Annotated in this window: 21 protein-coding genes; 7 read left to right on the forward strand and 14 right to left on the reverse strand. The window is 60.7% G+C overall.

Annotated elements, in window-relative coordinates; translation table 11 throughout:
* Positions 1 to 29: 29 nt before the first annotated feature.
* The 6 genes from ABCS64_RS06145 to ABCS64_RS06170 all read right to left on the reverse strand — a co-directional run bounded on the left by ABCS64_RS06145 (position 30) and on the right by ABCS64_RS06170 (position 6,951).
* The gene (locus ABCS64_RS06145) at positions 30 to 1,070 is read right to left on the reverse strand and encodes an L-threonylcarbamoyladenylate synthase (RefSeq protein WP_418890997.1); all 1,041 of its coding nucleotides are present in this window, start codon (positions 1,068 to 1,070) and stop codon (positions 30 to 32) included.
* A 98-nt stretch (positions 1,071 to 1,168) separates the two neighbouring features.
* On the reverse strand, positions 1,169 to 1,666 hold the full coding sequence (purE, locus tag ABCS64_RS06150) for a 5-(carboxyamino)imidazole ribonucleotide mutase (protein WP_418890998.1): 498 nt from the start codon (positions 1,664 to 1,666) through the stop codon (positions 1,169 to 1,171).
* 39 nt (positions 1,667 to 1,705) lie between these two features.
* Positions 1,706 to 2,578 (reverse strand): bifunctional methylenetetrahydrofolate dehydrogenase/methenyltetrahydrofolate cyclohydrolase FolD, encoded by an 873-nt coding sequence (folD, locus tag ABCS64_RS06155; protein WP_418890999.1) that lies wholly within the window; start codon positions 2,576 to 2,578, stop codon positions 1,706 to 1,708.
* Between the two features lie 975 nt (positions 2,579 to 3,553).
* On the reverse strand, positions 3,554 to 4,693 hold the full coding sequence (locus tag ABCS64_RS06160; protein WP_418891000.1) for a metallophosphoesterase: 1,140 nt from the start codon (positions 4,691 to 4,693) through the stop codon (positions 3,554 to 3,556).
* A 465-nt stretch (positions 4,694 to 5,158) separates the two neighbouring features.
* Positions 5,159 to 5,968: a LytR/AlgR family response regulator transcription factor gene (locus ABCS64_RS06165; RefSeq protein ID WP_418891001.1), complete on the reverse strand. Its 810-nt coding sequence runs from the start codon at positions 5,966 to 5,968 to the stop codon at positions 5,159 to 5,161.
* Positions 5,965 to 6,951, reverse strand: a complete 987-nt coding sequence (locus ABCS64_RS06170) for a sensor histidine kinase (protein ID WP_418891895.1) — start codon at positions 6,949 to 6,951, stop codon at positions 5,965 to 5,967. The genes ABCS64_RS06165 and ABCS64_RS06170 overlap by 4 nt, the downstream gene beginning before the upstream one ends.
* Positions 6,952 to 7,119: 168 nt before the next feature.
* On the opposite strand from ABCS64_RS06170, the gene argH reads away from it, so the two are divergent.
* A complete protein-coding gene (gene argH, locus ABCS64_RS06175) occupies positions 7,120 to 8,583 on the forward strand; it encodes an argininosuccinate lyase (RefSeq protein WP_418891002.1) in 1,464 nt (487 codons plus the stop codon).
* 27 nt (positions 8,584 to 8,610) lie between these two features.
* Positions 8,611 to 9,894, forward strand: a complete 1,284-nt coding sequence (locus tag ABCS64_RS06180; protein WP_418891003.1) for a protein kinase domain-containing protein — start codon at positions 8,611 to 8,613, stop codon at positions 9,892 to 9,894.
* Between the two features lie 137 nt (positions 9,895 to 10,031).
* Here ABCS64_RS06180 and grxD read toward each other — a convergent pair whose 3' ends face one another.
* The 8 genes from grxD to ABCS64_RS06220 form a co-directional block, all read right to left on the reverse strand.
* Positions 10,032 to 10,358, reverse strand: coding sequence for a Grx4 family monothiol glutaredoxin (grxD, locus tag ABCS64_RS06185; protein WP_418891004.1), 327 nt, complete (start codon positions 10,356 to 10,358; stop codon positions 10,032 to 10,034).
* A gap of 323 nt (positions 10,359 to 10,681) precedes the next feature.
* On the reverse strand, positions 10,682 to 11,575 hold the full coding sequence (gene prmC, locus ABCS64_RS06190; protein ID WP_418891005.1) for a peptide chain release factor N(5)-glutamine methyltransferase: 894 nt from the start codon (positions 11,573 to 11,575) through the stop codon (positions 10,682 to 10,684).
* A 171-nt stretch (positions 11,576 to 11,746) separates the two neighbouring features.
* A complete protein-coding gene (prfA, locus tag ABCS64_RS06195) occupies positions 11,747 to 12,844 on the reverse strand; it encodes a peptide chain release factor 1 (RefSeq protein WP_418891006.1) in 1,098 nt (365 codons plus the stop codon).
* A 24-nt stretch (positions 12,845 to 12,868) separates the two neighbouring features.
* Positions 12,869 to 14,116: a glutamyl-tRNA reductase gene (gene hemA, locus ABCS64_RS06200; protein WP_418891007.1), complete on the reverse strand. Its 1,248-nt coding sequence runs from the start codon at positions 14,114 to 14,116 to the stop codon at positions 12,869 to 12,871.
* An 842-nt stretch (positions 14,117 to 14,958) separates the two neighbouring features.
* Positions 14,959 to 16,188, reverse strand: a complete 1,230-nt coding sequence (locus tag ABCS64_RS06205; protein WP_418891008.1) for a WD40 repeat domain-containing protein — start codon at positions 16,186 to 16,188, stop codon at positions 14,959 to 14,961.
* Between the two features lie 44 nt (positions 16,189 to 16,232).
* On the reverse strand, positions 16,233 to 16,535 hold the full coding sequence (locus ABCS64_RS06210; RefSeq protein WP_418891009.1) for a hypothetical protein: 303 nt from the start codon (positions 16,533 to 16,535) through the stop codon (positions 16,233 to 16,235).
* A complete protein-coding gene (locus ABCS64_RS06215; protein WP_418891010.1) occupies positions 16,516 to 17,733 on the reverse strand; it encodes a WD40 repeat domain-containing protein in 1,218 nt (405 codons plus the stop codon). The genes ABCS64_RS06210 and ABCS64_RS06215 overlap by 20 nt, the downstream gene beginning before the upstream one ends.
* Positions 17,734 to 17,777: 44 nt before the next feature.
* The gene (locus ABCS64_RS06220) at positions 17,778 to 18,617 is read right to left on the reverse strand and encodes a hypothetical protein (protein WP_418891011.1); all 840 of its coding nucleotides are present in this window, start codon (positions 18,615 to 18,617) and stop codon (positions 17,778 to 17,780) included.
* A 655-nt stretch (positions 18,618 to 19,272) separates the two neighbouring features.
* Here ABCS64_RS06220 and rsxA point away from each other — a divergent pair.
* From rsxA to rsxG, 5 genes are read left to right on the forward strand one after another with little or no spacing between them, the layout of a single operon-like run.
* Entirely contained in the window at positions 19,273 to 19,857 is a 585-nt protein-coding gene (gene rsxA / locus ABCS64_RS06225; protein ID WP_418891012.1) for an electron transport complex subunit RsxA, read from the forward strand.
* Positions 19,857 to 20,405: an electron transport complex subunit RsxB gene (gene rsxB, locus ABCS64_RS06230; protein ID WP_418891013.1), complete on the forward strand. Its 549-nt coding sequence runs from the start codon at positions 19,857 to 19,859 to the stop codon at positions 20,403 to 20,405. The genes rsxA and rsxB overlap by 1 nt, the downstream gene beginning before the upstream one ends.
* Entirely contained in the window at positions 20,405 to 22,477 is a 2,073-nt protein-coding gene (rsxC, locus tag ABCS64_RS06235; protein WP_418891014.1) for an electron transport complex subunit RsxC, read from the forward strand. Before rsxB ends, rsxC begins: the two co-directional genes overlap by 1 nt.
* Entirely contained in the window at positions 22,477 to 23,490 is a 1,014-nt protein-coding gene (locus ABCS64_RS06240) for an RnfABCDGE type electron transport complex subunit D (protein WP_418891896.1), read from the forward strand. Before rsxC ends, ABCS64_RS06240 begins: the two co-directional genes overlap by 1 nt.
* Positions 23,487 to 24,152 carry an electron transport complex subunit RsxG gene (rsxG, locus tag ABCS64_RS06245; RefSeq protein ID WP_418891015.1) on the forward strand — a complete coding sequence of 222 codons (666 nt, stop codon included), beginning with the start codon at positions 23,487 to 23,489 and terminating at the stop codon, positions 24,150 to 24,152. The genes ABCS64_RS06240 and rsxG overlap by 4 nt, the downstream gene beginning before the upstream one ends.
* Positions 24,153 to 24,247: the final 95 nt, after the last annotated feature.

Raw genomic sequence — 24,247 nt, forward strand, 5'->3', positions numbered from 1 at the left:
CCAGAGGCGCTTCCGGCAAATGCTTTGGACTATTGATGCGTGCCGCCGGCGCCCGCGGCAGCACGGCAGATGCGGTCGGCGACCGCCGCCCATTCCGGGCGATCGGGGACGGCTTCGACGACGATCACGTCACATCCTCCGCGATCGGCGGTGCGCAGCGCGGCATAGAGGCCGCGCGCAAAGCCTTCCGCTTCGTCCGGAAGCAAGCACCAGGAGCGTGCCGGCAGAGAGGCGGCCGATGAGGAATGCGCGATCAATGCGGCGGACTGGCCAGTGTGGTGCAATGCGGCAAGGGTTTCCGCCAAGACCGCCGCAGCCACGACACGCACCGGCGTGCGCGGCGCATAGTGTGCGGCGAGCGCACCCGGAACGCGGGGGGATCCGGTAGGTTGCGCCTGCCCCGGCATTGCCGGCATCAGGCCGATGACCGCAGCGATCTGCCCGGGCGTAATATGCCCGGGACGCAGGATGCGCGGCGGCACGTCCAGGTTTGAAAGGTCGATGATCGTCGATTCGATGCCCACATCGCAGGCGCCGCCATCGAGCACCAGCGAGACGGCATCGCCCAATTCTTCGCGCACATGCGCGGCGTCGGTCGGGCTGATGCGGCCGAAACGATTGGCCGAGGGCGCAGCGATGCCGCACATGCCCTGCCGCCCGCCGCCCGCCTGCGCATAAGCACGCAGCAGCGCCAGCGCCAGTGGGTGAGCCGGCGCACGCAGCCCTACCGTTTCCTGACCGCCGGTGACGGCAAGCGGCGTTGCCGGTGCGCGCTTAAGAATCAGCGTCAACGGCCCCGGCCAGAAGGCTTCCGCCAGATCCCAGGCCGTTTGCGGAATATCGACCGCCCAGCGCTCGATATGTGCCGCGCCCGGGAGATGGACGATAACAGGATGGTCGGCCGGACGCCCTTTGGCGGCAAAGATTTTGGCGACGGCTTCCGGATTGGCGGCATTCGCCCCCAACCCGTAAACGGTTTCGGTCGGGAAGGCGACCAGTTCACCCGCCTGCAGCAGGCGGACGGCCGCGTCGAGGGAAGCGCGCACGGCGTCATCAAGGACTCTGGACATGGTATGACGGGTCTGGGAGTATCTGACAGGGCCTGGAACCAAAAGATGAAGAAACAGTCACGGGCAACCTCGGGTTGCGCGCAAAAGGCAAAAAGCGTTCAGGGCAAATCGGACAGGGTCTTGGCCAGCACTTTTTCCCTCTGCCGGGCGCGAAAGGCGGAGAGTTTGGCCGCCAGTTCGGCATCGTTCAACGCCAGCATGGCGACCGCGAACAGCGCGGCATTGACGGCGCCTGCTTCGCCCACAGCAAAGGTGGCGACGGGGATGCCGCCCGGCATCTGCACCATCGCCAGCAGCGAATCGATTCCTTGCAGATATTTTGAAGGCATCGGCACGGCCAGTACGGGCAACTCGGTTTTGGCGGCCAGCACGCCCGCCAGATGCGCCGCGCCGCCCGCTGCGCCGATCAGCACCTTCATGCCGCGCGCTCCGGCATGGGCGGCATAGTCGAGCGCGGCGTCCGGCGTGCGGTGCGCGGATAGCACTTTGGCCTCGTAAGGGATGCCGAACTGGGCAAGCGTTTCAGCGCAATGACGCATGATCGGCCAATCGCTGTCCGATCCCATTACGATGCCGATGAGCGCCTGTCTGGACATAAGATTCTCCTTGGGCATGGTTGTCTACGAATTTCCTGATTACGCGTTATTGCCTGCGCCATTCTGCACGCTGTTTCGCGCACTCTCCAGCGTGTTGGCGAGCAGCATGGCGATCGTCATCGGGCCGACGCCGCCCGGCACCGGCGTGATGGCGCCGGCCACGACACGGGCCGCGTCAAAATCAACATCGCCGCACAGTTTGCCATCCGGCAAGCGGTTGATGCCGACGTCGATGACCACGGCGCCCGGCTTGATCATCTCGCCCGTAATGAAGCGGGGTTTGCCGACGGCTGCCACCAGAATGTCGGCGCGGCGGCAGTGCGCCGCCAGGTCACGCGTGCGCGAATGGCAGACGGTGACGGTTGCGCCGGCGTGCATCAACAGCATCGCCATCGGTTTGCCGACGATGTTCGAGCGGCCGACAATGACGGCCTCCTTGCCGGCGACATCGACCCCCGCCTCTTCCAGCAGCCGCATCGCACCGCGCGGCGTACAGGGGACAAAGCACGGCAGGCCGAGCACCAGTGCGCCGACATTTTCGGCGCGAAAGCCATCCACATCTTTTTCCGCCACAATCGCATCGAGCACGGCTTCGGCGTCGAACTGCGCTGGCAGCGGCAATTGCACGAGAATGCCGTGAATGGCCGGATCGGCATTGAGCGCACGGATCTTTGCCAACACATCGGCCTGCGTCGCATCACCGGGGAAAACGTGCTTTTCGGAGTAAAAACCGGCATCGGCGCAGGCATTGACCTTATTACGCACATAGACCTGCGAGGCGGGGTTTTCACCGACGAGAATCACCGCCAGGCCCGGGCGCGCGCCGCGAGACGCCAGTGCTTCGGCCTCTTGCCGGAAGTTTGCGCGCAATGTTTTGGCCAGCGCATTGCCGTCGAGAATGTGTGCTGTCATGGTGTTTTATCGCGGTCATCTGAAAGCGGGCATTATACCGGCGCCCTGCGTCGCCACACAGGCTGATGCGCGCGTACCCTTGCTCGCAGAGCCTTGATCCACCGTCATCTCAGAATAGCGTCTTCCTTTACCAAACTACGGCGTTGCTGTGTTGGCCTGGCCTTGCCGTACTGCGTGGTCGCGTGGTCTGCCTGCGGCTTACCGCCTTGTCTTTTGCAACGTCGAGCCATAGCGTCTTCCTTTGCCAAAATACTGCGTTGGCTCGCCTTGCCGTACTACTCGTACTGTCAGTGGCTCGCCGCCTTGCCTTTTGGCAAAGTCGAGCCGCTATTAAGCTTCTGTAGCACCCCTCTGAAATCCATAAAAACAGGGTAGAAAACATAAAATGCCCTGAAGCCCTCTAAATACGTGGGGTTCAGGGCATCAAAAAACATAAACCGGAACACCGTACCCGACAAACCCTCTGAAACCCTTTATGCACGGACATCTCCGAGGATGCCCGGAACCCCTTATAAACAGAGCATCTCAGAGCACCCGCCCGCAAACGCCCTATTTATAAGGGCTTCAGGGGCGTCTACCCGGAGCGCCTTTATTTATAAGGGTTTCCGGGCATATCCTTTCGCGTATTCGATCACTACGAAGCACCCAAAACCCCCTTAGGCGCAGCCGCAGGCGCGGGGCAGTTTGGCGGGAACAAGGGCTTGATTGTTTGAGCGCAGCGAGTTAATCAAGCCCGCCGCCAAGCAACCCGCGGCAAGGAGTTTTCTGCGCCTCGGGGTCGCCTTTCTTTGCTGACTTTCTTTGGCGAGGCAAAGAAAGTCAGCGGGGTGCGCTGCCGCTCAGCGCAACAGCATCAAAAGAAGCCTTGCGGGCGGAGCCAGCACTTACAGTCAAACAACCCTTTCAATCCTTGTTTTTAGGTTCTTCCGGGTGCCTGCCCGCTAGCCCGCGTATTTAGGGCATCTCCGGGCAGGTCTATTTTTGAATACCCCGACGCAAAGTCATTTCGGTAATCTCGGAAGGACGCCCCAAACGCAGCGGGAACCCGGCCCAGAGCCCTGTACCGTTGCTGACGTAGAGCTGCATACTGCCCACCGTGTACAGTCCGGACACAAAGCCTTCATTGGCCAGCCGTGTCAGCAGATGGATGCCGGCAATCTGGCCGCCATGCGTATGACCGGAAAGCTGCACGTCGACGCCGGCAGCGGCGTGCGCTGCCGCATCGCCCGGGCGATGCGCCATCAACACGGTGAACGCCTTTCTATCCGCGCCCGACAGCGCCGCCGTCAGATTGGGCATGGCCGCGTCGAATCGGGCAGCGGCAGGATCGCTGACGCCGGCGATGACCAGCTGCGCGCCATCGCGCGAAATGACGGCATGCTGGTTGATCAGCAGATGCAGACCGAGATCGCCAAAAGCGCGCGCCCATTCCCCCGCGTTCGAGTAATACTCATGGTTGCCAAGAATGGCATAAACACCGTTTCTGGCGCGCAGCTTGGCAAGCGGTGCGACATCGGCCGCGCGCTTGTCTACCCGGCCATCGACAAGATCGCCGGTGATCAGGATCAGATCGGGATTCAGTGCATTCACTTGCGTGACGACAGCCTCCACCCAGGAAGCCGTCAGCAGGCGGCTGGCATGCAGGTCGCTGATCTGCACGATGCGCAGTCCGTCAAAGGCCGCCGGCAGACGGGGCGCCACGATTTCCACCGTTTTGACATCGGGGATGCGAATGGCCTGCGTCACGCCAAGCGCGCTCAAAATGACGGCCAGCGCAGCCAGGCTGTAATTCCAGCACGGGCACATCAATGAACGTCCAATGTCAAGCCCGGCATAGCGAAGCAGGGCAAACACCAGCGCCACCACATCCTTGAGCAGCAAAAAAGCTGCCAGCAGGAGAAAGGCGCCAAACAGCCAGCCTAACAGCAGATGCACGCCAAACGGCAGTTCAGGCGAGGCCAGACCGCCCGGGCGCAGACGCAGGAAAAGATAGTGCTGCGAAATCAGGAAGAGCAGCGCAGCCACCAGCCACTTGCCGGTACCGCCCCACGGCATAGGCACGATAAAGCGCCATGCAACGTAGGCGAATACCAGACCCGTCAATAAATGAACCATGAATCACGCTCCCGTGTTCAGGCGGTTCAGGCTCCGGCACTGAACCGTCACAGAATCGTCCAGAAATTGGAGAGTTCGCGGCGCGCATTGTAACAACATGGCAAACCCGCGGCATGGCGGGAGGAAGGCACATTACAGACAGGACACGAGGATCACTGATCACCCGCTTTTCGGTGCAGCGCGGAGTAGACGGAAGCTTTGTTTTGCCGTACCGGCTTTACAAAAATTCACGGAATGACGCATAAGCGGCACAGACAGCGCGCTCGGTGCGCGCTAAAGTTCATCCAACGTTTTTTGCGGGTGTTGCAGAAAACGTTTGATCCTCCCTGACTCATCACAATGATGAGATTTATCCCGCATCCTAAGCGATGCGGGATTTTTTTATCTGCGTTTTACCTACCTTTTATTTACGCAAGGCATTGCCGCAAAATTGACGGCCTGGCGGCTGTCTTCTTTACGGCCGGATCATTTCATGCAGGCTCGGACAATCGTCCATTGGCGGCGGCTGACCGGCAGTTTTTCCGGGACGCCGCGAATGAGCGCCTGCCATTGGGTTTCGCCATCATCCTTGATCGCTTTTTCAAAACCGACAATGGCCTCGCGCGCCGCCAAGGCATTGCGGTGCAGCCGGATGAAATATCCGGAAAACTCCGCTTCAAGCTGGGTCAGCGATTCATCAAGCAGATATTCGCGCTGGGCAGTGCGCGCCGTCACATATTTGAGGTCGGCGCGCAGATACAGGATGTCGGCAATCGGAATCAGCAAAAGCCGCCCGCGTTCGCGGCAGGAAAGATGCGCGCGGGCGCCCTGCTGAATGTCGGCCAGCGCTTGCGCCGGAATGCTTGCCCGACGCTGGCTGACTTTATTCAGGGCATCGACCAGACGCAACAGGCGCACCGGCTTGACCAAATAGTCGATGGCGTTCAGCTCAAATGCCTGCACCGCATAGCTGTCATAGGCCGTGATGAAAATGATGGCCGGCGGTATTTCGAGATGAACAAGGTGTCGCGCCAGTTCAATGCCATCCATCTTTGGCATGCGAATGTCGGTCAACACCAGGTCGACCGCTCGCCTGCTGCGTTCCGCCAGCGCCGTGATCGCGGCAATGGCCGCATGACCGTCCGCCGCTTCGGCGACGACTTCATTCGGCACCTGTGCGGCGGCATCGGCCAGCACATCGCGCAGGCGCCGGCGCGCCGGCGCCTCATCGTCAACCAGCACCACGGACAACGCAACCGCGGCATTCGTTGGCTCATGCATCTTCTCTTCGCTCATAGGTCTTCGCTCCGGCAAGGCAGAAGAATATGCACACGAAATTCATGCTGCCCATTGTGCAGGGGTTGCAGACGCGTTTCCAGACGCGCCTCCAGATCGTAGTACAGCGCCAACCGTTCGCGGATATTGGCCAGCGCCATCTGGTGACCGCTGCTCTTTCCTCCCTCCTTGTCGGCCGGATCGCTTGTGCAGGGGTTACTCATATCGATATGCAGTTCATTGCCGCGCCGCATCAGCCGCAGGCGTATTGTGCCGCCCTCGCTGATCGGCTCGATGCCGTGATAGACGGCGTTTTCCAGCAAGGGCTGCAGCATCAGCGGCGGCACCCGCATTGTTTGCGGCACGTCGATGAGCTTCCATTTAACATGCAGACGATCGCCCAGTCGCAGCTTTTCCAGGTCGAGATACTGCCGGCACAGGGCAATTTCATCGGCCAGCGGCAGCAGGTTGCGCGGATCGCGCATCAGAACGCGAAACAGCTCGGCCAATTCCTCCAGCGCCGTCTCCGCCCGGTGCGGGTCGGCGCGAATAAGGGAGAGGACGGCGTTCAGACTGTTGAAGAGAAAATGCGGACGGATACGCGCCGTCAGCGCCTGCAGGCGCGCTTCGGCAATCGCCGGTGAAAATGCACGCATACGCAGGTCGAAGTAGGTCAGCAAGGCAATAGCGGCACACGCCGCCAGCAAAGCGGATTTCAGCGGATCCGAAGGTGCGGCGAAATCTAGCCCGAGCAGTTGCCAAATATCGGCAAACAAGGCGGCTAAAAGCGAGGCTAAGGCAACGATGATGCCCCGGCCGGGCCATACAGGCAGGCGCGACAGCAACGGGCCGATCAGCGCCAGCAGGCAAAGGCTAAGCAGCAGCACGGGCTGAACCCAGGCGGCCAGCCCGATATACTGCTGAAGCCAGTCGGCAACGCCCGTACTCATCACCAGCGCCGCCGCCGCGGCCATCAGGTTAACGCCCAGCAGGATGCGCAGCATAACGCCCAAATTACGGAAATTCGGGAGCCGTTGCCCTTCCGGTGAATGCCTTATACTATTGACCTGCCCCATAACTTATGACTCAATCGCTGTACGCGCGCTGCATCCGCGAAACCTATCGCATATTCCAAAGCGCATATTCATTCTAGCCCAAGCAAGGCTCCCGATATGACAAAAAATACCACGTCGCCGATTTCTTCCGCACCCTCTTCCGCATTGCACGCCGCGCCGCAGACCGCCTATACCTGGGCCGGGCGCTTCTCCGAGCCGATGTCCGAACTCGTCAAACGCTACACCGCTTCGATCAACTTCGACCAACGTCTATGGCGACAGGATATTCGCGGTTCTCTCGCGCACGCCCGTATGCTGGCGCGCCAGAACATCATCTCCGCCGCCGATCTGGCTGACATCGAACGGGGCATGGCGCAGATTACGGCAGAAATCGAATCCGGCGAATTCGTCTGGTCGCTTGATCTTGAAGACGTTCATCTCAACATCGAAAAGCGCCTGACCGCGCTCGTTGGCGATGCAGGCAAACGCCTGCACACCGGGCGCTCGCGCAACGACCAGGTTGCCACCGACATTCGCTTATGGCTGCGCGATACGATCGACGCCATCCTCGACTTGCTCGGAAAATTTCAGACCCGCCTGCTCGATCTCGCCGAATGCGAAGCCGACACGCCCATGCCCGGATTCACCCACATGCAGGTTGCCCAACCCGTCACCTTCGGCCACCATCTGCTCGCCTGGTTCGAGATGACACGGCGCGATGGCGAGCGCTTTGCCGATGCGCGCCGACGCGCCAACGTGCTGCCGTTGGGCGCTGCGGCGCTGGCAGGGACGACTTACCCGATTGACCGTGAGTCTGTCGCCGCCGCGCTGGGTTTCTCCGGCGTCTGCAAAAATTCGCTCGACGCGGTTTCCGACCGCGATTTTGCCGTCGAATTCTGCGCCGCCGCCGCGCTGTTGATGATGCACTTCTCGCGTATTTCGGAAGAGCTGGTGCTCTGGATGACGCCGCGCTTCGGCTTCATTCGTATCGCCGACCGGTTCTGCACCGGCAGCTCCATCATGCCGCAGAAGAAAAATCCCGATGTACCTGAGCTGGCGCGCGGCAAAACGGGGCGCGTTTACGGTGACCTGATCACGCTGCTGACACTGATGAAAGGTCAGCCGCTCGCCTACAACAAGGACAATCAGGAAGACAAGGAACCGCTCTTCGACGCCGCAGATACCGTCACCGACACCCTGCGTATCTTCGCCGAAATAATCGGCGGCATCGAAACCCGCCCGCAAGCCATGCGCGATGCCTTGCGTCAAGGCTTTGCCACCGCCACCGATCTGGCCGACTATCTGACGCGCAAAGGACTGCCCTTCCGCGATGCGCACGAGGTTGTCGGTCTGGCCGTCAAACGCGCCGAAGCACTGGGCGTCGACCTCCCGCAACTGGCGCTCTCTGAATTACAGGCTTTTTCGCCGTTAATTGACAAAGATGTGTTCACCGCGTTAACCATCGAAGGCTCCCTGGCGGCCCGCAACCACATCGGCGGCGCCTCGCCGCAGCAGGTACGCGCCGCCATTGGCCGTGCGCGGGCGAAAATCACCTGCCCCATCGCGCACGCACAGGCATAACCGAATATCACCAACGGCCGGCACGCCATGGACAAGATCGGCAAATACGACCTGATCCGCGCACTGGGTAAAGGCGCCACATCGACGGTTTATCTGGGCGTGGACGCTTTTGCCCAGCGTCAGGTCGCCGTCAAGATCGCCTCGCCGGAAGTTCTCAAAGACCCCGCGCGCGGACGGCTGTACAAACATCTTTTCCTCAACGAAGCCTCGCTGGTCGGCAAGCTGTCGCATCCGCACATCACGCAAATTTACGATGCGGCGATTGACGATTCCTTGTGTTACATCGTCATGGAATACGTACAGGGCGGAACGCTGGAAACCTACGCCGCACCGGAAAAACTGCTGCCGGTCGAGCGCATTGTCGAAATCATTTTCAAATGTACGCGCGCCCTCGACTTTGCGTACGGCATCGGCATTACGCACCGCGACATCAAGCCGGCCAACATCTTGTTCGCCGGCGATTCGGCAGCGTCGGGAGACATCAAGATTTCCGATTTCGGCGCGGCCATCATCGATTCGCTCGACAACACCCAGGTTTCCGGCATCGGTTCGCCCGCCTACATGTCGCCCGAACAGGTGCAGGAACTGCCGCTCGACTACCGGACGGATATCTATTCGCTGGGCGTCGTGATGTATCAGCTGCTTTGCGGCCGCTTGCCTTTTCAGGCCAATAACAAATACAACATGATTTACCAGATCATCAACGCCGACCCCAAGCCGCCGTCGCACTACCGCGCCGGGATTCCGGCCGGCATCGACGAAATCACCATGCGCGCAATGGCCAGGGATGCTGACAACCGCTATCCAAGCTGGCGTGATTTCTCCAATGCCCTCGCCCAAGCCTTCCGTAACAAGATGCTGCCGCTGACCAAACGCAATCTCACCGAAACAGAGCAGTTTGAAACCATGCGTGAAATTGCTTTTTTTGCCGCATTTTCCGATGTCGAAATCTGGGAAGTCCTGCGTTTTGCCACCTGGGAAACCGTGCGCGCGGGCAAAACGATCATCCGCGACGGCGAACACGGCGATTTCTTCGGCTTCCTCATCTCAGGCGAACTTAAAATTATCAAGCACGGCCGCATTCTCAACCTGATGACAAACGGCGACTGCTTCGGCGAAATGGCTGCGATCAGCAGCGAAAAAATACGGACGGCCGATGTCGTTGCCTTGACGGAAACGCAGGTCGTCATCATCCGTGGTGAAATTCTCAGCAAAGCATCGGAAACCTGCCGCATGCATTTTTATCAGGCATTTCTCAGCGTCATGGTCACCCGCCTGGCGCTATCCAGCGCGCGTCTGGCGGCACGCTGACTCACCGCGCTACGCCAATCCTCAACCCTTCAAAGCCCTGACGCCGGCGCCATTTCGGAGACAACCGACAGGCGCCGAGGCGCCCCGGCCCGGATGTGCGTGCCATCAAACCCTGCGTGCACACCCTCCCCCATAGATCACTCCGGGACAGCCAGCCCTTCGAGCAGCTTTTGAAGTTCGCCGCTCTGGTACATCTCGCGCATGATGTCGCAGCCACCGACGAATTCACCGCGAATGTAAAGCTGCGGAATCGTCGGCCAGTCGGAAAAAATCTTGATCCCGTCGCGTATCGCCGGGTCCTCCAGCACATCGACGCTGAAAAAAAGCGGCAGGTTGCAGGCGCGCAGAATCTGCACGGCAGTCGCCGAAAAACCGCACAGCGGCATCATCGGCGACCCTTTCATATAGAGCACGACCGGGTGCTGGCTAATCTGTTCTTTGATCAAAGTCTGTACGTCGTCCATAAAAATCTCCGCGATTCGATCGGGTTAAATAATTTGAATAGTCATTGGGCCGAGTCCGTGCCGGAGCCGTCGGGCACCCTCACCTCCTCACATCCCCACCTATCCCGCCCGCTCCGTAGCGGCCAGATGCGGGATGCAGCGCAAAGGAGACGATTGTACTTGGCAATGCGCACCATGGGACACCGGCACGCAGATAATTCCAATAAGCCGGACAGCCAGACGCCTCGATAAAACCGCTGATCCGCAGAATTTCCCCAAGCGCTCAAAGCAGCCGCCTCTGTGCCTCCAGCGCCCATTTGCTTGCAAGTGGTGCGCTTGCCATTCTATGCAAGCTGCGCGCCGAAGCGGCCACCGCTGACGCGCTCAATGCCCGCACCATCCCGCCGGGAGGCGACCTGCGTAAATCCGGCCGTACGCAGCAAAGCGCGTACCTTGTCCGCCTGGTCATAACCATGTTCCAGCAGCAGCCAGCCCCCCGGTGACAGATGCGCGCCCGCCTGGGTGATGATCGCCTGCAAACACGCCGTGCCGTCGCCTCCCTCCACGCCGTCGGTCAGCGCCGAACGCGGCTCAAACGGCAAGCCGTCGCACAGCAAATGCGGGTCGCCTTCAGCAATGTACGGCGGATTGGCAACGATGAGGTCAAAGCGCTCATCCGCCAATGGTTCGCACCACGTCCCCAAACGAAAATCAATGGTCGCACCGTGACGCGCGGCATTTTCCCGCGCCACCGCCAGTGCCGCGGGGGCAATATCGCTTGCCACGATACGGGCATGCGGGCATCGCCGGGCCAGCAAAATCGCTACGATGCCCGACCCCGCACCGAGATCGGCGATGCGCGGCGCCGGCCACTCCGCGGCACAGTCAAGCGCGTAATCGACCAGGGTTTCGGTGTCCGGTCGCGGGATCAGCACATCGGGCGTCACGACAAACTCAAGGCCGCAAAACCACGCGGTACCGAGCAGATAGGCCAGCGGCTCACCCGCCGCACGACGTGCCGTCAGGTCGGCAAACTGCGCTGACTGCCCCGCGCTCAATGCGTTCTCCGGTGCAGCGATCAGATCGGCATGGGAACAGCCCGTCACGTATTCGAGTAGCTGGCGCGCCTCCTGGCGGCCGATCAGCGCGCCCGCCTGCCGCCACGCTTCACCGAGGCAAATACCAGCCGGAAACGAGAAGATGGGCGGTTGGGCAGGTGGCATCAAGGAATGTGACATACAGTACAGCGCGTGCAGTCCGGAAAAATACCAACGGATAGGGACGGTTGAAACGATTGGAGCGATTAGGACAGGCAGTTCAGGCAGGCGTTCGAGCAGAAAATTTTTCACGCACTACGGAAGACGGGAAAAGCATCACGCAGGCATCAGACATCGGCGCCGTTGCGCCGTTCATTCCGCATCGGCCAGTGCCGCCAGCTGCTCGGCCTGGTGTTCCGCCGTCAGCGCGCTGATGATTTCTTCGAGGTCGCCGTCCATGATGGCGTCGATCTTATACAAAGTCAGATTGATGCGATGATCCGTCACCCGCCCTTGCGGAAAATTGTAAGTGCGGATGCGCTCGGAACGATCGCCGCTGCCGATCAGGCTCTTGCGTGCCGAGGCAATCTGGGCGTGCCGTTCGCTTTCCTGCGCGGCACGGATGCGCGATACCAGCACCGACATGGCGCGCGCTTTATTCTGGTGCTGCGAACGGCCGTCCTGGCATTCGACGACGAGGCCGGTCGGCAGATGCGTAATGCGTACCGCCGAGTCGGTCTTCTGGATATGCTGACCGCCGGCGCCGGAGGCACGAAAGGTATCAATGCGGATTTCGTTCGGATTGATGTGCACGTCGGCCAGCTCATCGGCCTCTGGCATGATCGCCACCGTGCAGGCCGAGGTATGGATACGCCCCTGCGACTCGGTTTCCGGCACGCGCTGCACGCGGTGCCCGCCCGACTCGAACTTGAGGCTGGCATAAACGCCATTGCCTGCAACCCGGGCGATGACTTCCTTGTACCCGCCTAGCTCGGCCTCGCTGGCAGAAACAATCTCCACCTGCCAGCGCCGCCGCTCGGCATAACGCGCGTACATGCGGAACAGACTGCCGGCAAACAGCGCCGATTCGTCGCCGCCCGTCCCGGCGCGGATTTCGAGGAACACATTGCGTTCATCGTCGTCATCCTTCGGCAGCAGCAGCTTCTGCAATTCCTGCTCGATTTCCGGCAAGCGCGCCCGCGCCGCGGCAACTTCTTCCGCCGCCAGCGCCTTCATATCCGGATCGTCCGACGCCGCATCGTCCAAGATTTCCTGCGCCGCGCGCAGATCATTCTGCACCCGCCGCCAGTCCGCGTATAAGGCGACGACCGGGCCAAGTTCGGCGTGTTCGCGCGTCAGTTTGCGGTAATGATCCAGATCGCGCGTCGCCTCGCCGCTTGCCAATGTGCGGTCAAGCTCTTCAAGTCGAGCGGAAAGGCCTTCCAGCTTATCGAGAATCCCCTGTTTCATCGCAGTCTCGTGGGTTGATTCCGCTCATTCAACCGGCAGACGGTACAGCCGGGCGATCAGCGAACGCACCTCGCCGCGCTCGCCATCCGTCCGGTGCAGCGCCTGCGTCGGCTCATGCAGCAGCTTGTTGGTCAAACGCTGGGACAAGGCATCGAGCGCCGCGACCGGATCGCCGCCACGCGCCAGCGTCTTGAGCGCGCGTTCCAGCTCGCGGCGGCGCATGCGCTCGGCGTTGTCGCGCAGGGCGCGGATCGTTGGCACATTGGCGCGGACGTCCAGCCAGTTGATAAACAGCTCGGTACGCGCGCCGACAATCATCTCGGCATTGGCCACCGCCGCCTGGCGCGACTCCTTACCTTCCTCGACGATGTGCGCCAGATCGTCGACCGTGTACAAATACACCTTGTCCAGATCGACGACTTCGGCCTCGACATCGCGCGGCACGGCCAGATCGGCGATGAACATTGGCGCACGGCCGCGCAGTTTCAGCGCCCGTTCGACCATGCCCAGACCAAGGATCGGCAACTGGCTGGCCGTGCAGGTGACGATGATATCGAATTCATGCAGGCGCCCGGCAAGTTCCTCCAGACGCACCGCCGTCGCGCCAAAGCGGTCAGCCAGCGAACGGCCGCGGTCAAGCGTGCGGTTGGCAACGACGATGCGCTGTGGCTGGCGCGCGGCAAAATGCGCCGCACACAACTCAATCATCTCGCCTGCGCCGATAAACAGCACCTGCCGGTCGGCAATGCGCTCAAACACGCCCTCAGCCAGGCGCACGGTCGCCGCCGCCATCGAGACGACACTGGCGCCGATCGCCGTCGTCGAGCGCACGTCCTTGGCCACGGCAAAAGCATGCTGAAACAGCTTGTCAAGCACCACCCCCAGCGTCCGCTCCTCGCGCGCAGCGCGCACCGCCTCCTTCAGCTGGCCGAGAATCTGCGGTTCGCCGATGACCATCGAATCCAGCCCGCTCGCCACCCGGAAGGCATGACGCACCGCCTCGCTTTCCGCATGGACATAAAGATACGGCTCAATGTCGTGGTAAGGAACGCGCCGATCCGCCGCCATCCACTGGCCGATCGTCTGCGGCGCCTCCGCCTGACAATAGATTTCCGTCCGGTTGCAGGTCGACAGGATCACCGCCTCGTGCACGCCCGCATCGCCGGTCAGATCGGCCAGCACGCGACGCAGCTCTTCGGGGTGAAAGACCACCCGCTCACGCACGCGCAGCGGCGCCGTGCGGTGATTGATGCCAAGGACGAAAAAAGCCATAAAAAAGCCGGCACAGCCGGAAGCAGGAAAAAATAAGGAAAAAGAAATGGGTGAAATGAAACGGCAACCGGAACGTGAGCGGGAGCAAAAAAACGGGCGTGATTATAACACCCACCCTCCCCGTCCATCGCCCGGAAAAACAGGCGGAACGGCCGGCAATGCCCAATCACGCCTAGCCAGCGTGCAGGCTGGGAGCCGGCAAGGCGCGGCCCATGCCGCTGAGGCATGGCCCCAGAGCTTTCTGTTACTTTTCCGAAAACTGGCGCCCCGCCTCACCCGTTTCTGCCAGGGCTTGCGCAGCCCGGCCCAACCCACCCAATGCCGTGCTCAACGCCATCGCATTCCGTTTAACGCCGTCCGGCGCCGTTCGATGTCCACACATTCTGCCGACATCGCCGTACCCGACGCCAGCCCACTTCCTCAGTACAAGCCGATATAGGCACCCCTGCAGCCCGCGTGGATTGGGCGTTTGCGGGCAGGCATTTGCCATCTGCAATCCAGCCTGGACAGTAAAACAGCAATCCATAGCCCATACCGGAAATTCATACTTCCCATACACAACCGCATACAACAACACATGCGGTAAAGCAGAACAACGCCCGATAGACTCCTCGGCTTATCGACCCTACCCGGCTGCAGGGCGATCGTTTGCCAGTTCAGTAAACATCCAGTCGCCAAAGGCGCGCAGCCGCCTCGAACACCTGAACCACCTTAAAGAGAAAATCCTGCCTCGCATCACAGCCTCACATGAATTGTTTATTGACAATCACAACCTTCGACTTCCTTTCGGCAGTTGGCTATTTGCCCCCTTTTTCCGTTCCAACAGGTAAAATCGGAAGTTTTTACGGCACATCAAAGGCAAGCAGCGACTGTCCGGCAATGGCCAGCAGCAGCTTCCCGTCAGCAGAAAAGCCCAGCTCCCGGAAAATGACAGAGCTTCTGAAATCTGGATTGGGATCGTCGGTTTGCCTGACCAGATCATCCCAGTCTGACACATAGCGGGCGATCGGCCGGCGACCGGCAATGTCCCAGACTTCCAGACTGACACGCTGGGTTCCCTCATCGAACAGCGAGACCGCCAGCCGGCCGTTGGCATTCAATGCTACCGACCAGACCCGTGCCGTCATGTCCTGATCGAAGAACTGATGCGGCGCGCCGGTCGCCGGATCGATGCGATAGGCGCGCACCCGGTTCACCACCGTCGTGGCAAACTGGTACTGGTCGGGCAAGGCGGAGAAAACGTTGCCTTCCACCGCGTCCTCCTCGCCAATGCCTTCGGCACATCGTCCCGCCAGCGCCGGCTTGTCTCCGCGCCGCCAGACCGCACAGGCGCCGTCAAAATTGACCGTGACCAGATACCGGTGATCCGGCGTGCTCATGAAGTGCCTGACCCTGGATTTGCCAGTCGTTTTCCAGTCGACTTTGCGGCCCGTGGCTGGATTCTCTTCACGAACCCAGGCGTTCATGTCCTCGGTTAACACGGCGTTATCCTGCGTCACCCCCAAAAACCCCGTCGTTGGCCCCGCCCAGGGGATCGTATAGGTTTGCCCGCTCTGCCAGTACAGCAGGGTCTCCTCGTTCAGGGCAACCTGCCGGTTGGCAAAGATCGGCCGGGGATTATCCTCAAACTGGTGCTGGAAGATTTTGGTCCCGTCCGGCACGCGATAGACCTGGAACCGAGCGTTGTCCAGATTGGTATAAAACTGATCATTGGAGATGAAGTCCGTCTTGATTTCGAGTGACTGGCGACGTTCCAGATGAACGGTCGCGATGCGCTCCGTGCCCTTGGTCCGGTAGATGTCAATGACAGAAGAGTCCCTGCCTGTCGCAAGAAAACGGGATCTGTCGGGAGAAAAACGGATGCGGCTCAAAGAATTAGTCTGTGCCCAGTCGCCATAGCGTTTTACAATTCGCAGCCCTAGGGTTTTCGGCACCTGCACGGCGACCGGCGCTGCCGCCTCCGCCTGCGTATTGGCTGCCGACTGCGCCAGACGACAGCCGGAAAGCAGCATCGCACTGCCGATGATCACTCCCATCAATCCGATCGCTAGCCTACGTTTCATGAGTCGCATACATCACCTCCATCCTGCCTCGTTCATTTGCCCTACGCTCCGGATTAGCGCCTTGCGGCGCCGACAAAGCCGTAGTAATACGGCAGGAAGTTGCCGACCCGGCCGGCCGACATGGGGCGCTCTCTGCCCCAGGTGTAGATGCGTGCGCGCAGGGGTTCGTCTTCCAGACCGTCGGTGCGCGGCAGGCTGCAGCTAAAAGGAATCAGGTTCTGCTGACGGCCCAGGTGAATGTCCGAGACGAGGACGACCCAGTGGTCGGGCGCGCCCGACCAGGTTTTGGGGGTGTCTTTGCCCAGTGCAGGTCGACCTAAAACCGGGCTGCGTACATCACGGCACATCAAAGGCAAGCAGCGACTGTCCGGCAATGGCCAGCAGCAGCTTCCCGTCAGCAGAAAAGCCCAGTTCCCGGAAGATAGTCCAAAGCCCAAAATCGGGGTTCAAGCTTATTTGCCTTGCCAGTTCGTTCGACTCTGTCATATAGCGGGCGATCGGCCGGCGACCGGCAATGTCCCAGACTTCTACCCCCGTTCTTTGTGTGGCTTCATCGAACAGCGAAACCGCCAGCCGACCGTTGGCGTTCAGTGCCACACTCATGACAGGAGCGCTCATGTCCTGATCGAAGAACTGATGCGGCACGCCGGTCGCCGGGTCGATGCGATAGGCCCGCACCCGGTTCCCGGCCGTCGTGGCAAACTGGTATTGGTCGGGCAGACCGGAAAATTCACCGTACTCAATGGCTTTGTTGCCTTGGCTATCGCCACAGCGCCCTACCAATTCCGGCTTGTCTCCGCGCCGCCAAACCGCACAGGCGCCGTCAAAATTGACCGTGACCAGATACCGGTGATCCGGCGTGCTCATGAAGTATTCAACCCGCCTTTGACCGGTCGTTTCCCAGTCGACTTTGCGGCCCGTGACCGGATTCTCTTCACGAATCCAGGGATTCCCACCCTCGGTTAACACTGCGTTATCCTGGGTCACACCTAGATAGGCCACAGTCGGCCCCACCCAAGGGATGGTATAGGTTTGCCCGCTCTGCCAGTACAGCAGGCTCTCCCCACTCAGAGCAACTTCCCTATTAGCGAAGATGGGATCATTGTTACGTTCAAACTGGTATTCGAAGGTCTTTATACCGTCCGGCACCCGATAGACCTGGAATAGGGCGTACTCCAGATTGGCAAACAACTGATCGTTAGAAATGAAGTCCGTCTCCAGTTTTCCTGATTGATCGCGTTCCAGCCGAATGGTGGTGACATGTTGCGGGTCGGCCGTACGGTAGATGTCAATGAATGGGGAATAACGACCTGTAGCAAGAAAATAAGATCTGTCTGGAGAAAAACGCATGCGGGTCAAGAGGCCAGATTGTTTGTCATAGCGCTTCAATATCCGTGGCCCTAGGGTTTTCGGCACCTGCACGGCGACCGGCGCTGCCGCCTCCGCCTGCGTATTGGCTGCCGACTGCGCCAGACGACAGCCGGAAAGCAGCATCGCACTGCCGATGATCACTCCCATCAATCCGATCGCTAGCCTACGTTTCATGAGTCGCATACATCACCTCCATCCTGCCTCGTTCATTTGCCCTACGCTCCGGATTAGCGCCTTGCGGCGCCGACAAAGCCGTAGTAATACGGCAGGAAGTTGCCGACCCGGCCGGCCGACATGGGGCACTCTCTGCCCCAGGTGTAGATGCGTACGCGCAGGGGTTCGTCTTCCAGACCGTCGGTGCGCGGCAGGCTGCAGCTAAAAGGGATCAGGTTCTGCTGACGGCCCAGGTGAATGTCCGAAACGAGGACGACCCAGTGGTCGGGCGCGCCCGACCAGGTTTTGGGGGTGTCTTTGCCGCCCAGTTTGTTAATCCCGAGGCTTCCGCCGCCGCCAATGATGGCGGCGCGCAGGAACAGGCAGACGCAACTGCCGCTGCGATGGCGACAGTTCGCTTCGATCAGGGAATCGAGGCCGTGTTCGGTGGAGGAGGTGCTGGCCTGCTTGCTGACGCCGCCGGAAAAGAGTCCGGACTGGTTGAACCAGTCGGCCAGGGTCGATGGCAGGGTGATGCCGGCCAGACTGCTGCCGGCGGTAACGGACAGGAAGTCGTTGCTTGAATCGCGCAGGCTGGCCAGTGCAATCCAGTCAACCGGGTCAATGCCAATATCCCTGATATTTTTTGCCGTTTCGTTGAGGCATTCCGGGCGGGGTTTGACGTGTAGGCTGCCCAGCATGGCTTCGCCATGGTAGGCCAGGTCCTGTACGTATTTTCGGTAGGTTTCGGGGGCGGTGCGGGCGATGCAGTACATGAAGGCGGCCGGGCCGCACAGGGGGCTGCCTTGCTGGTGGATTTGGGAGGGGGCATTGATACGTTTGTTCAGTTCGCTTTGCCAGCCTATATCCCCTGGTTTCAGGCATTTGAAGGCGTATACCGGTTGTTCGGTCATGCTGTTTTCTCCTTTAAACAGTCAGGGAATTAACGTGATTTCCTATGCACAATTTGTGCGCCCCGCGTCGTTTATGCATCAATACATCGGAAAGATCAAGTCCAGCGCAAAACCGGAAAAGGCGTTGCTGTTTTTTCGGGGACATCACACATAGCCCTCGGTTGCCAGCGTATATCCTCAGTATCCGCACAACGCGGCTACAGTATCTTTGGTGACACCATTACTCGGCAGCTAAGGCAGGAGTGCCCGGTCAAACTAAGAACGTGTTCATAGAACAGATCGAGGCTGATTTGATTCGACGATTAAGTGATGTTTAATACTACAAGCCCCTTCCTCATCCGGCGAATTTTTTCGTTTCAACCAGCACCCTGCACACTTCGGGCAATCTAATCCTTGCCGCTGAAAAAACCCTACTCGCCTACAGCAGCCGTCTGCAGGCCAGCAGCAGTCTGGCGCTCGCCTCCGGTGGCGATTTGACCCTGACTGCCAGTCGTTAGAATGCCCTCGCCTTCGCAAGGTTGAAGGCGGGTTGAAGGCGGGTTGAAGGCGATCTGACGAACTGGGATAATCTGATCCTTTGAAAACGCGCGCCAGTTTTTCCCGGAATCGTACCGCGCGCGACGATTTCCCAGCCTTTCCCGCAGCAATGCAAACCATGACCCATTATGTATTCCTCGTCGTTGGCGCCGTTCTCGTCAACAACGTTGTGCTGGTGAGGATTCTCGGCTTGTGCCCGTTTATGGGCGTGTCGAAGAAACTCGAAACGGCGCTGGGCATGGGCATGGCAACCGCCTTCGTGCTGACGATGGCCTCCGGTGCAAGCTATATCATCGACCGCTGGTTTCTGACGCCCTTTGACCTGGGCTATCTGCGCACAATCTCGTTCATCGTCACCATCGCCGCGATTGTCCAGCTCACGGAAATGGTGATCCAAAAAACCAGTCCGCTGCTCTACCGCGTCCTGGGTATTTATCTGCCGCTGATTACGACCAATTGCGCGGTGCTGGGCGTGCCGCTGCTGAACGTTGCCAACCGGCACGATTTTGTCGAATCGCTGCTCTTCGGCGCCGCCAATGCCGTCGGCTTTACGCTGGTGCTGATTCTTTTCTCCACCATTCGCGAACGGGTTGATGGTGCCGACGTGCCCGCGCCTTTCCGCGGCGTTGCGATCGCCATGATAACGGCCGGACTGATGTCGCTCACTTTCATGGGCTTCGCCGGTCTGGACAAGTACCACTGATGCTAGCCGCCCTCCTCATCATGGCGCTGGGCGCCGTTCTGCTCGGTGCGGCGCTGGGTTATGCCTCGATCCGGTTTAAGGTCGAAGGCGATCCATTGGTTGAAAAGATCGACGCCATCCTGCCACAGACGCAGTGCGGCCAATGCGGCTATCCCGGCTGCCGACCGTATGCCGAGGCAATCTCACGCGGCGAAGCCGACATCAATCTGTGCCCGCCCGGCGGCGCGGAAGGCGTGCGCAGGCTGGCTGATCTGCTAGGCCGCGAGGTCAAGCCACTCTCTGCGGAAGAAAAGCCCAAACAGGTCGCTATCATCGACGAGCAGCGCTGCATTGGCTGTACGCTGTGCATCCAGGCCTGTCCGGTCGATGCCATTGTCGGCGCGCCCAAGCAGATGCACACGGTTGTCGAATCGCTATGTACGGGCTGCGAGCTGTGCGTCAAGCCCTGCCCGGTCGAATGCATCCGCATGGAAGCGGTCGGCGAAAGCATCGAAACCTGGAAACGGCGCTATCCCGTATTTGAACTCAAGGTCAAGCGAGCCGCCTGATGTTTTCCCTGTTCAAGTTCAAAGGCGGCGTCAAGCCCCAGACGCACAAAGCAGAATCGGCAGGCGCTCCGATCGGGCAGGCGCCGCTGCCGGCGCAGTTGATCGTGCCGCTGCACCAGAGTATCGGCGGCTTCGCGCGACCGCTGGTCAAGACAGGCGATCGGGTACTCAAAGGCCAGCGCATCGGCGAGGCCGACCAATGGATTTCCGCCGCCGTACACGCGCCCACTTCTGGCCGCGTGCTGGCCGTTGAGGAACGCCTGGCCGCGCATCCTTCCGGGCTGCCAACGCTTTCCGTCGTTATCGAACCGGACGGACACGAGGCATGGATCGACCGCCAACCGACCGATCATCTCGCCCTGTCGCCGGAGCGCGTGCGCGAACGGCTGCGCGACGCGGGCGTTGTCGGTCTGGGTGGGGCGGTTTTTCCCAGCCATGCGAAGCTTTCCGCTTCCCGCACGGCGGCAATGGAAGCGCTCATTATCAACGGCGCGGAGTGCGAACCGTTCATGACCTGCGACGACCGGCTGATGCGCGAACGCGCCGAAGCTATCGTGCGTGGCGTTTCGATCTTTCGTGATCTCCTCGAACCCAAGCAGGTGTTCATCGGCATCGAAGACAACAAGCCGGAAGCCCTCCAGGCGATGCGGGAAGCCGTTACCCGACTCGGCGTCGACTTCAGCGTCACTGCCGTACCGACGCTGTACCCGGCAGGCGGCGCCAAACAACTGATCCGCGTTCTCACCGGCAAGGAAGTGCCCGCCAGCCGCCGCTCGCCCGACATGGGCGTACAGTGCTTTAACGTCGGCACGGCGTATTCGGCCTGGAAGGCGCTCGCGTGCGGCGAACCCGTCATCTCGCGCATCATCACCCTGACCGGCAACCTCGATGCGCCGCGCAACTGGGAAACGCTGATCGGCACGCCCCTGCGCGATTTCGCCCTGCTCGGCCGCCCGCGGCCGGACACCACCGGCTACCTCATGGGTGGCCCGATGATGGGCTTCGAGCTGCCCGGCCTCGACGCCCCCATGATCAAGGCCAGCAACTGCATCATCGCCAGTTCGCCGACACTGTTCCCGCCGCCGCCGCCCGAAATGCCCTGTATCCGCTGCGGCGCATGCGCGCAGGCCTGCCCGCACGAATTGCAGCCGTTTGAACTCTACTGGTTCTCGCGTGCGAAGAATTTCGACAAAGCGCAGGCCTACAACCTGTTCGAATGCATCGAATGCGGCTGTTGCAGTTATGTCTGCCCGTCGCACATTCCGCTGGTCCAGTACTTTCGTTTCGCCAAAGACGAAATCCGGACGCGCGAACGCGAAAAGGCGCAGGCTGCGGCCGCCAAGGCGCGTTTTGAATTTCGTAACGAACGCAGCGAACGTGAAAAGGCCGAGAAGGCCGAACGGCTTGCCAAAGCCGCCGCGGCGCGTATGGCGGCGAAACCGGCAGATGCAGGCGCTGCATCGGCGGCCGGCGCACCGACCGATGCCGAAGCGGCCAAAAAGGCCGCCATTGCTGCCGCGATGGCGCGCGCCCGCAAACAGCGCGAAGCCGCACAAACCAAAGCTGCCTCAACGCATGAAGCGGAAACCGACACCCAGCCGCCGCCTCACCCGCCCACGCCCCCCGACATGGCGGCACCGCCACCCGTTGCAGCGGCTGGCACCCCGGCCGGCGGACAATCGGCCGGCGAACAATCCACTGATGACAAAGCGGCCGCCAAGCAGGCGCTTATCGCCGCAGCCAAGGAACGCGCGCAGCGGATGCGCGAAGCCAAAATGGCCGCAGCCAATACCCATGCCCCGGCCGAACAGGCGCTCGGCTACGATGGTGCAGGCAAGCATGTCGCAGAACAGTCCGCTCCGCCAGACACACCATCCGACGCACCGGCTGTCGGGCAATCGACCGGCGAGCAATCCGCCGATGACAAAGCAGCCGCCAAGCAGGCGCTTATCGCCGCGGCTAAGGAACGCGCACAGCGGATGCGCGAGGCGCGGCAGGCCGCCGCCCAGGCAGCCGCAGCCGGGGACAAAACTGCGGCGACCGACGCCGAAAATTCAGGACCCCAGCGATGATGGATTTTCAGACTTCACCGTATCTGCTGCAAAACGTCAGCGTCCGGCGCATCATGCTGTACGTGCTGGCCGCGCTGCTACCCGGCATCGCCGCTTACGTCTGGCAGATCGGCCCGGCCATCCTCATCCAGATAACGCTCGCCACCCTCACGGCACTGGCATCGGAAGCGCTGATGCTCAAGCTGCGCGGCAAACCGCTCGCGCTGTTCCTGGGCGACGGCAGCGCCGTTGTTACCGCCTGGTTGATCGCATTGACCTTTCCTCCGCTGGCGCCGTGGTGGCTGATCGTCGCCGGCACGGCTTTCGCCATCATCGTCGCCAAGCATCTGTACGGCGGCCTCGGGCAAAATCCGTTCAATCCGGCAATGGTCGCCTTTGCCGTTTGCATCGTCTCTTTTCCCGTACTGATGTCGCAATGGCCGCCTGCCGGTCTTTCAGCAAGCTTCAGCGAGCAGCTGGCGGTGATTTTTGGCTGGGCGCCACGCATCGACGCCTTCAGCGGCGCAACTGCGCTCAGCGAGCTGAGAAATGCGCTCAGGTACAGCAAAGTTCTACTGCCAATCGAAACCATCGTCGCGGATAAAAAAATATTTGGCAGCATCGCTGGGCGCGGCTGGGAGTGGATTTCACTCGCGTATCTGCTGGGCGGTCTGTGGCTCTGGCGCTGCAAAATCATCGACTGGCGGCAGCCATTGGGCTTCATTGCGGGTCTTACGTTGATCGCCGGCGCCTTCTGGCTTTTTGACGCTGAGGGTTTCGCCAGCCCGCTCTTCCACCTCTTTTCCGGTGGCGCGATGCTCGGCGCCTTTTTCATCATCACCGACCCGATTTCCGGCTGCACGACGCCGCGCGGCAAGTTGCTATTCGGCTTCTTCGCCGGCCTGATCGCTTATGTCATCCGTGTTTTCGGCGGCTATCCCGACGGCGTCGCTTTCGCCGTCCTCTTCCTCAACATCTGCGTACCGCTCATCGATATGCATACGCAACCGCCGGTTTTCGGCTTAAGAAAATGACTCCGACACCCCCATCCGGCGAACCCTCCAGCGCCCTGAAAACAGCGCTACATAGTTCAACCATTTTGCTGGTTTTCGTCAGCGTGTTCACCGCGTTACTGTCCGGCGTGTACACTTTGGCGCATCCCATCATCAAAGAATCGTCGGGAAGCGCAAAAATCATGCGTCTAGCTCATGAAATCCTCCCGACTTCGGCCTACGACAACACGCTGCTCAAAGATACGGTCGAAATTCCCGCCACATCGGCACTCGGGCAGAATGAAGCCAGCATCGCATACCGCGCCCGCAAAGACGGCAAGCCGGTCGCTTTGATACTCCAGGCGAGCGCACCTGATGGTTACGCCGGGAGAATCCACCTGCTTCTGGTAGTCGCCCCCGATGGCAGGCTGTTTGGGGTGCGTGTCCTACAACACCGGGAAACCCCCGGTCTGGGCGATTACATTGACCCGAAGAAGGATAAAAACAAAAAACGCCCGTGGATCGGGCAGTTTACGAACGCCAACCCGGCGGCCGAAAGTGAGCGCAATTGGCGCGTCAAGAAAGACGGGGGCCGCTTCGACGCGATGGCCGGCGCAACGGTTTCGCCGCGCGCCGTCATCAAGGCCGTGCGCAAGGCGGCGCTGTACGTCGCCGCAAACCATGAGGCACTGTTCAGACAATGAGACTGAAGCTGACATCGGCTCTTTCCGAAGCCCTTTCCGCAACCCATCCCGGCATCCTGTCCGCCGCAGCGGAACCCGCATTGCGTGTTATGCGC

The organism is Dentiradicibacter hellwigii (genome assembly GCF_041770905.1).
Taxonomy (GTDB): domain Bacteria; phylum Pseudomonadota; class Gammaproteobacteria; order Burkholderiales; family Rhodocyclaceae; genus Propionivibrio; species Propionivibrio hellwigii.

What these genes read in the sequence shown, in the direction of transcription:
- ABCS64_RS06205 (WP_418891008.1), bottom strand. Translation starts at nt 16,188, where the DNA reads ATGCGACTCATGAAACGTAGGCTAGCGATCGGATTGATGGGAGTGATC.
- ABCS64_RS06220 (WP_418891011.1), bottom strand. Translation starts at nt 18,617, where the DNA reads ATGACCGAACAACCGGTATACGCCTTCAAATGCCTGAAACCAGGGGAT.
- rsxA (WP_418891012.1), top strand. Translation starts at nt 19,273, where the DNA reads ATGACCCATTATGTATTCCTCGTCGTTGGCGCCGTTCTCGTCAACAAC.
- ABCS64_RS06145 (WP_418890997.1), bottom strand. Translation starts at nt 1,070, where the DNA reads ATGTCCAGAGTCCTTGATGACGCCGTGCGCGCTTCCCTCGACGCGGCC.
- rsxB (WP_418891013.1), top strand. Translation starts at nt 19,857, where the DNA reads ATGCTAGCCGCCCTCCTCATCATGGCGCTGGGCGCCGTTCTGCTCGGT.
- ABCS64_RS06170 (WP_418891895.1), bottom strand. Translation starts at nt 6,951, where the DNA reads ATGCTGCGCATCCTGCTGGGCGTTAACCTGATGGCCGCGGCGGCGGCG.
- purE (WP_418890998.1), bottom strand. Translation starts at nt 1,666, where the DNA reads ATGTCCAGACAGGCGCTCATCGGCATCGTAATGGGATCGGACAGCGAT.
- ABCS64_RS06160 (WP_418891000.1), bottom strand. Translation starts at nt 4,693, where the DNA reads ATGGTTCATTTATTGACGGGTCTGGTATTCGCCTACGTTGCATGGCGC.
- hemA (WP_418891007.1), bottom strand. Translation starts at nt 14,116, where the DNA reads ATGGCTTTTTTCGTCCTTGGCATCAATCACCGCACGGCGCCGCTGCGC.
- ABCS64_RS06180 (WP_418891003.1), top strand. Translation starts at nt 8,611, where the DNA reads ATGGACAAGATCGGCAAATACGACCTGATCCGCGCACTGGGTAAAGGC.
- argH (WP_418891002.1), top strand. Translation starts at nt 7,120, where the DNA reads ATGACAAAAAATACCACGTCGCCGATTTCTTCCGCACCCTCTTCCGCA.
- grxD (WP_418891004.1), bottom strand. Translation starts at nt 10,358, where the DNA reads ATGGACGACGTACAGACTTTGATCAAAGAACAGATTAGCCAGCACCCG.
- ABCS64_RS06165 (WP_418891001.1), bottom strand. Translation starts at nt 5,968, where the DNA reads ATGAGCGAAGAGAAGATGCATGAGCCAACGAATGCCGCGGTTGCGTTG.
- ABCS64_RS06240 (WP_418891896.1), top strand. Translation starts at nt 22,477, where the DNA reads ATGGATTTTCAGACTTCACCGTATCTGCTGCAAAACGTCAGCGTCCGG.
- rsxC (WP_418891014.1), top strand. Translation starts at nt 20,405, where the DNA reads ATGTTTTCCCTGTTCAAGTTCAAAGGCGGCGTCAAGCCCCAGACGCAC.
- prfA (WP_418891006.1), bottom strand. Translation starts at nt 12,844, where the DNA reads ATGAAACAGGGGATTCTCGATAAGCTGGAAGGCCTTTCCGCTCGACTT.
- rsxG (WP_418891015.1), top strand. Translation starts at nt 23,487, where the DNA reads ATGACTCCGACACCCCCATCCGGCGAACCCTCCAGCGCCCTGAAAACA.
- prmC (WP_418891005.1), bottom strand. Translation starts at nt 11,575, where the DNA reads ATGTCACATTCCTTGATGCCACCTGCCCAACCGCCCATCTTCTCGTTT.
- ABCS64_RS06215 (WP_418891010.1), bottom strand. Translation starts at nt 17,733, where the DNA reads ATGCGACTCATGAAACGTAGGCTAGCGATCGGATTGATGGGAGTGATC.
- folD (WP_418890999.1), bottom strand. Translation starts at nt 2,578, where the DNA reads ATGACAGCACACATTCTCGACGGCAATGCGCTGGCCAAAACATTGCGC.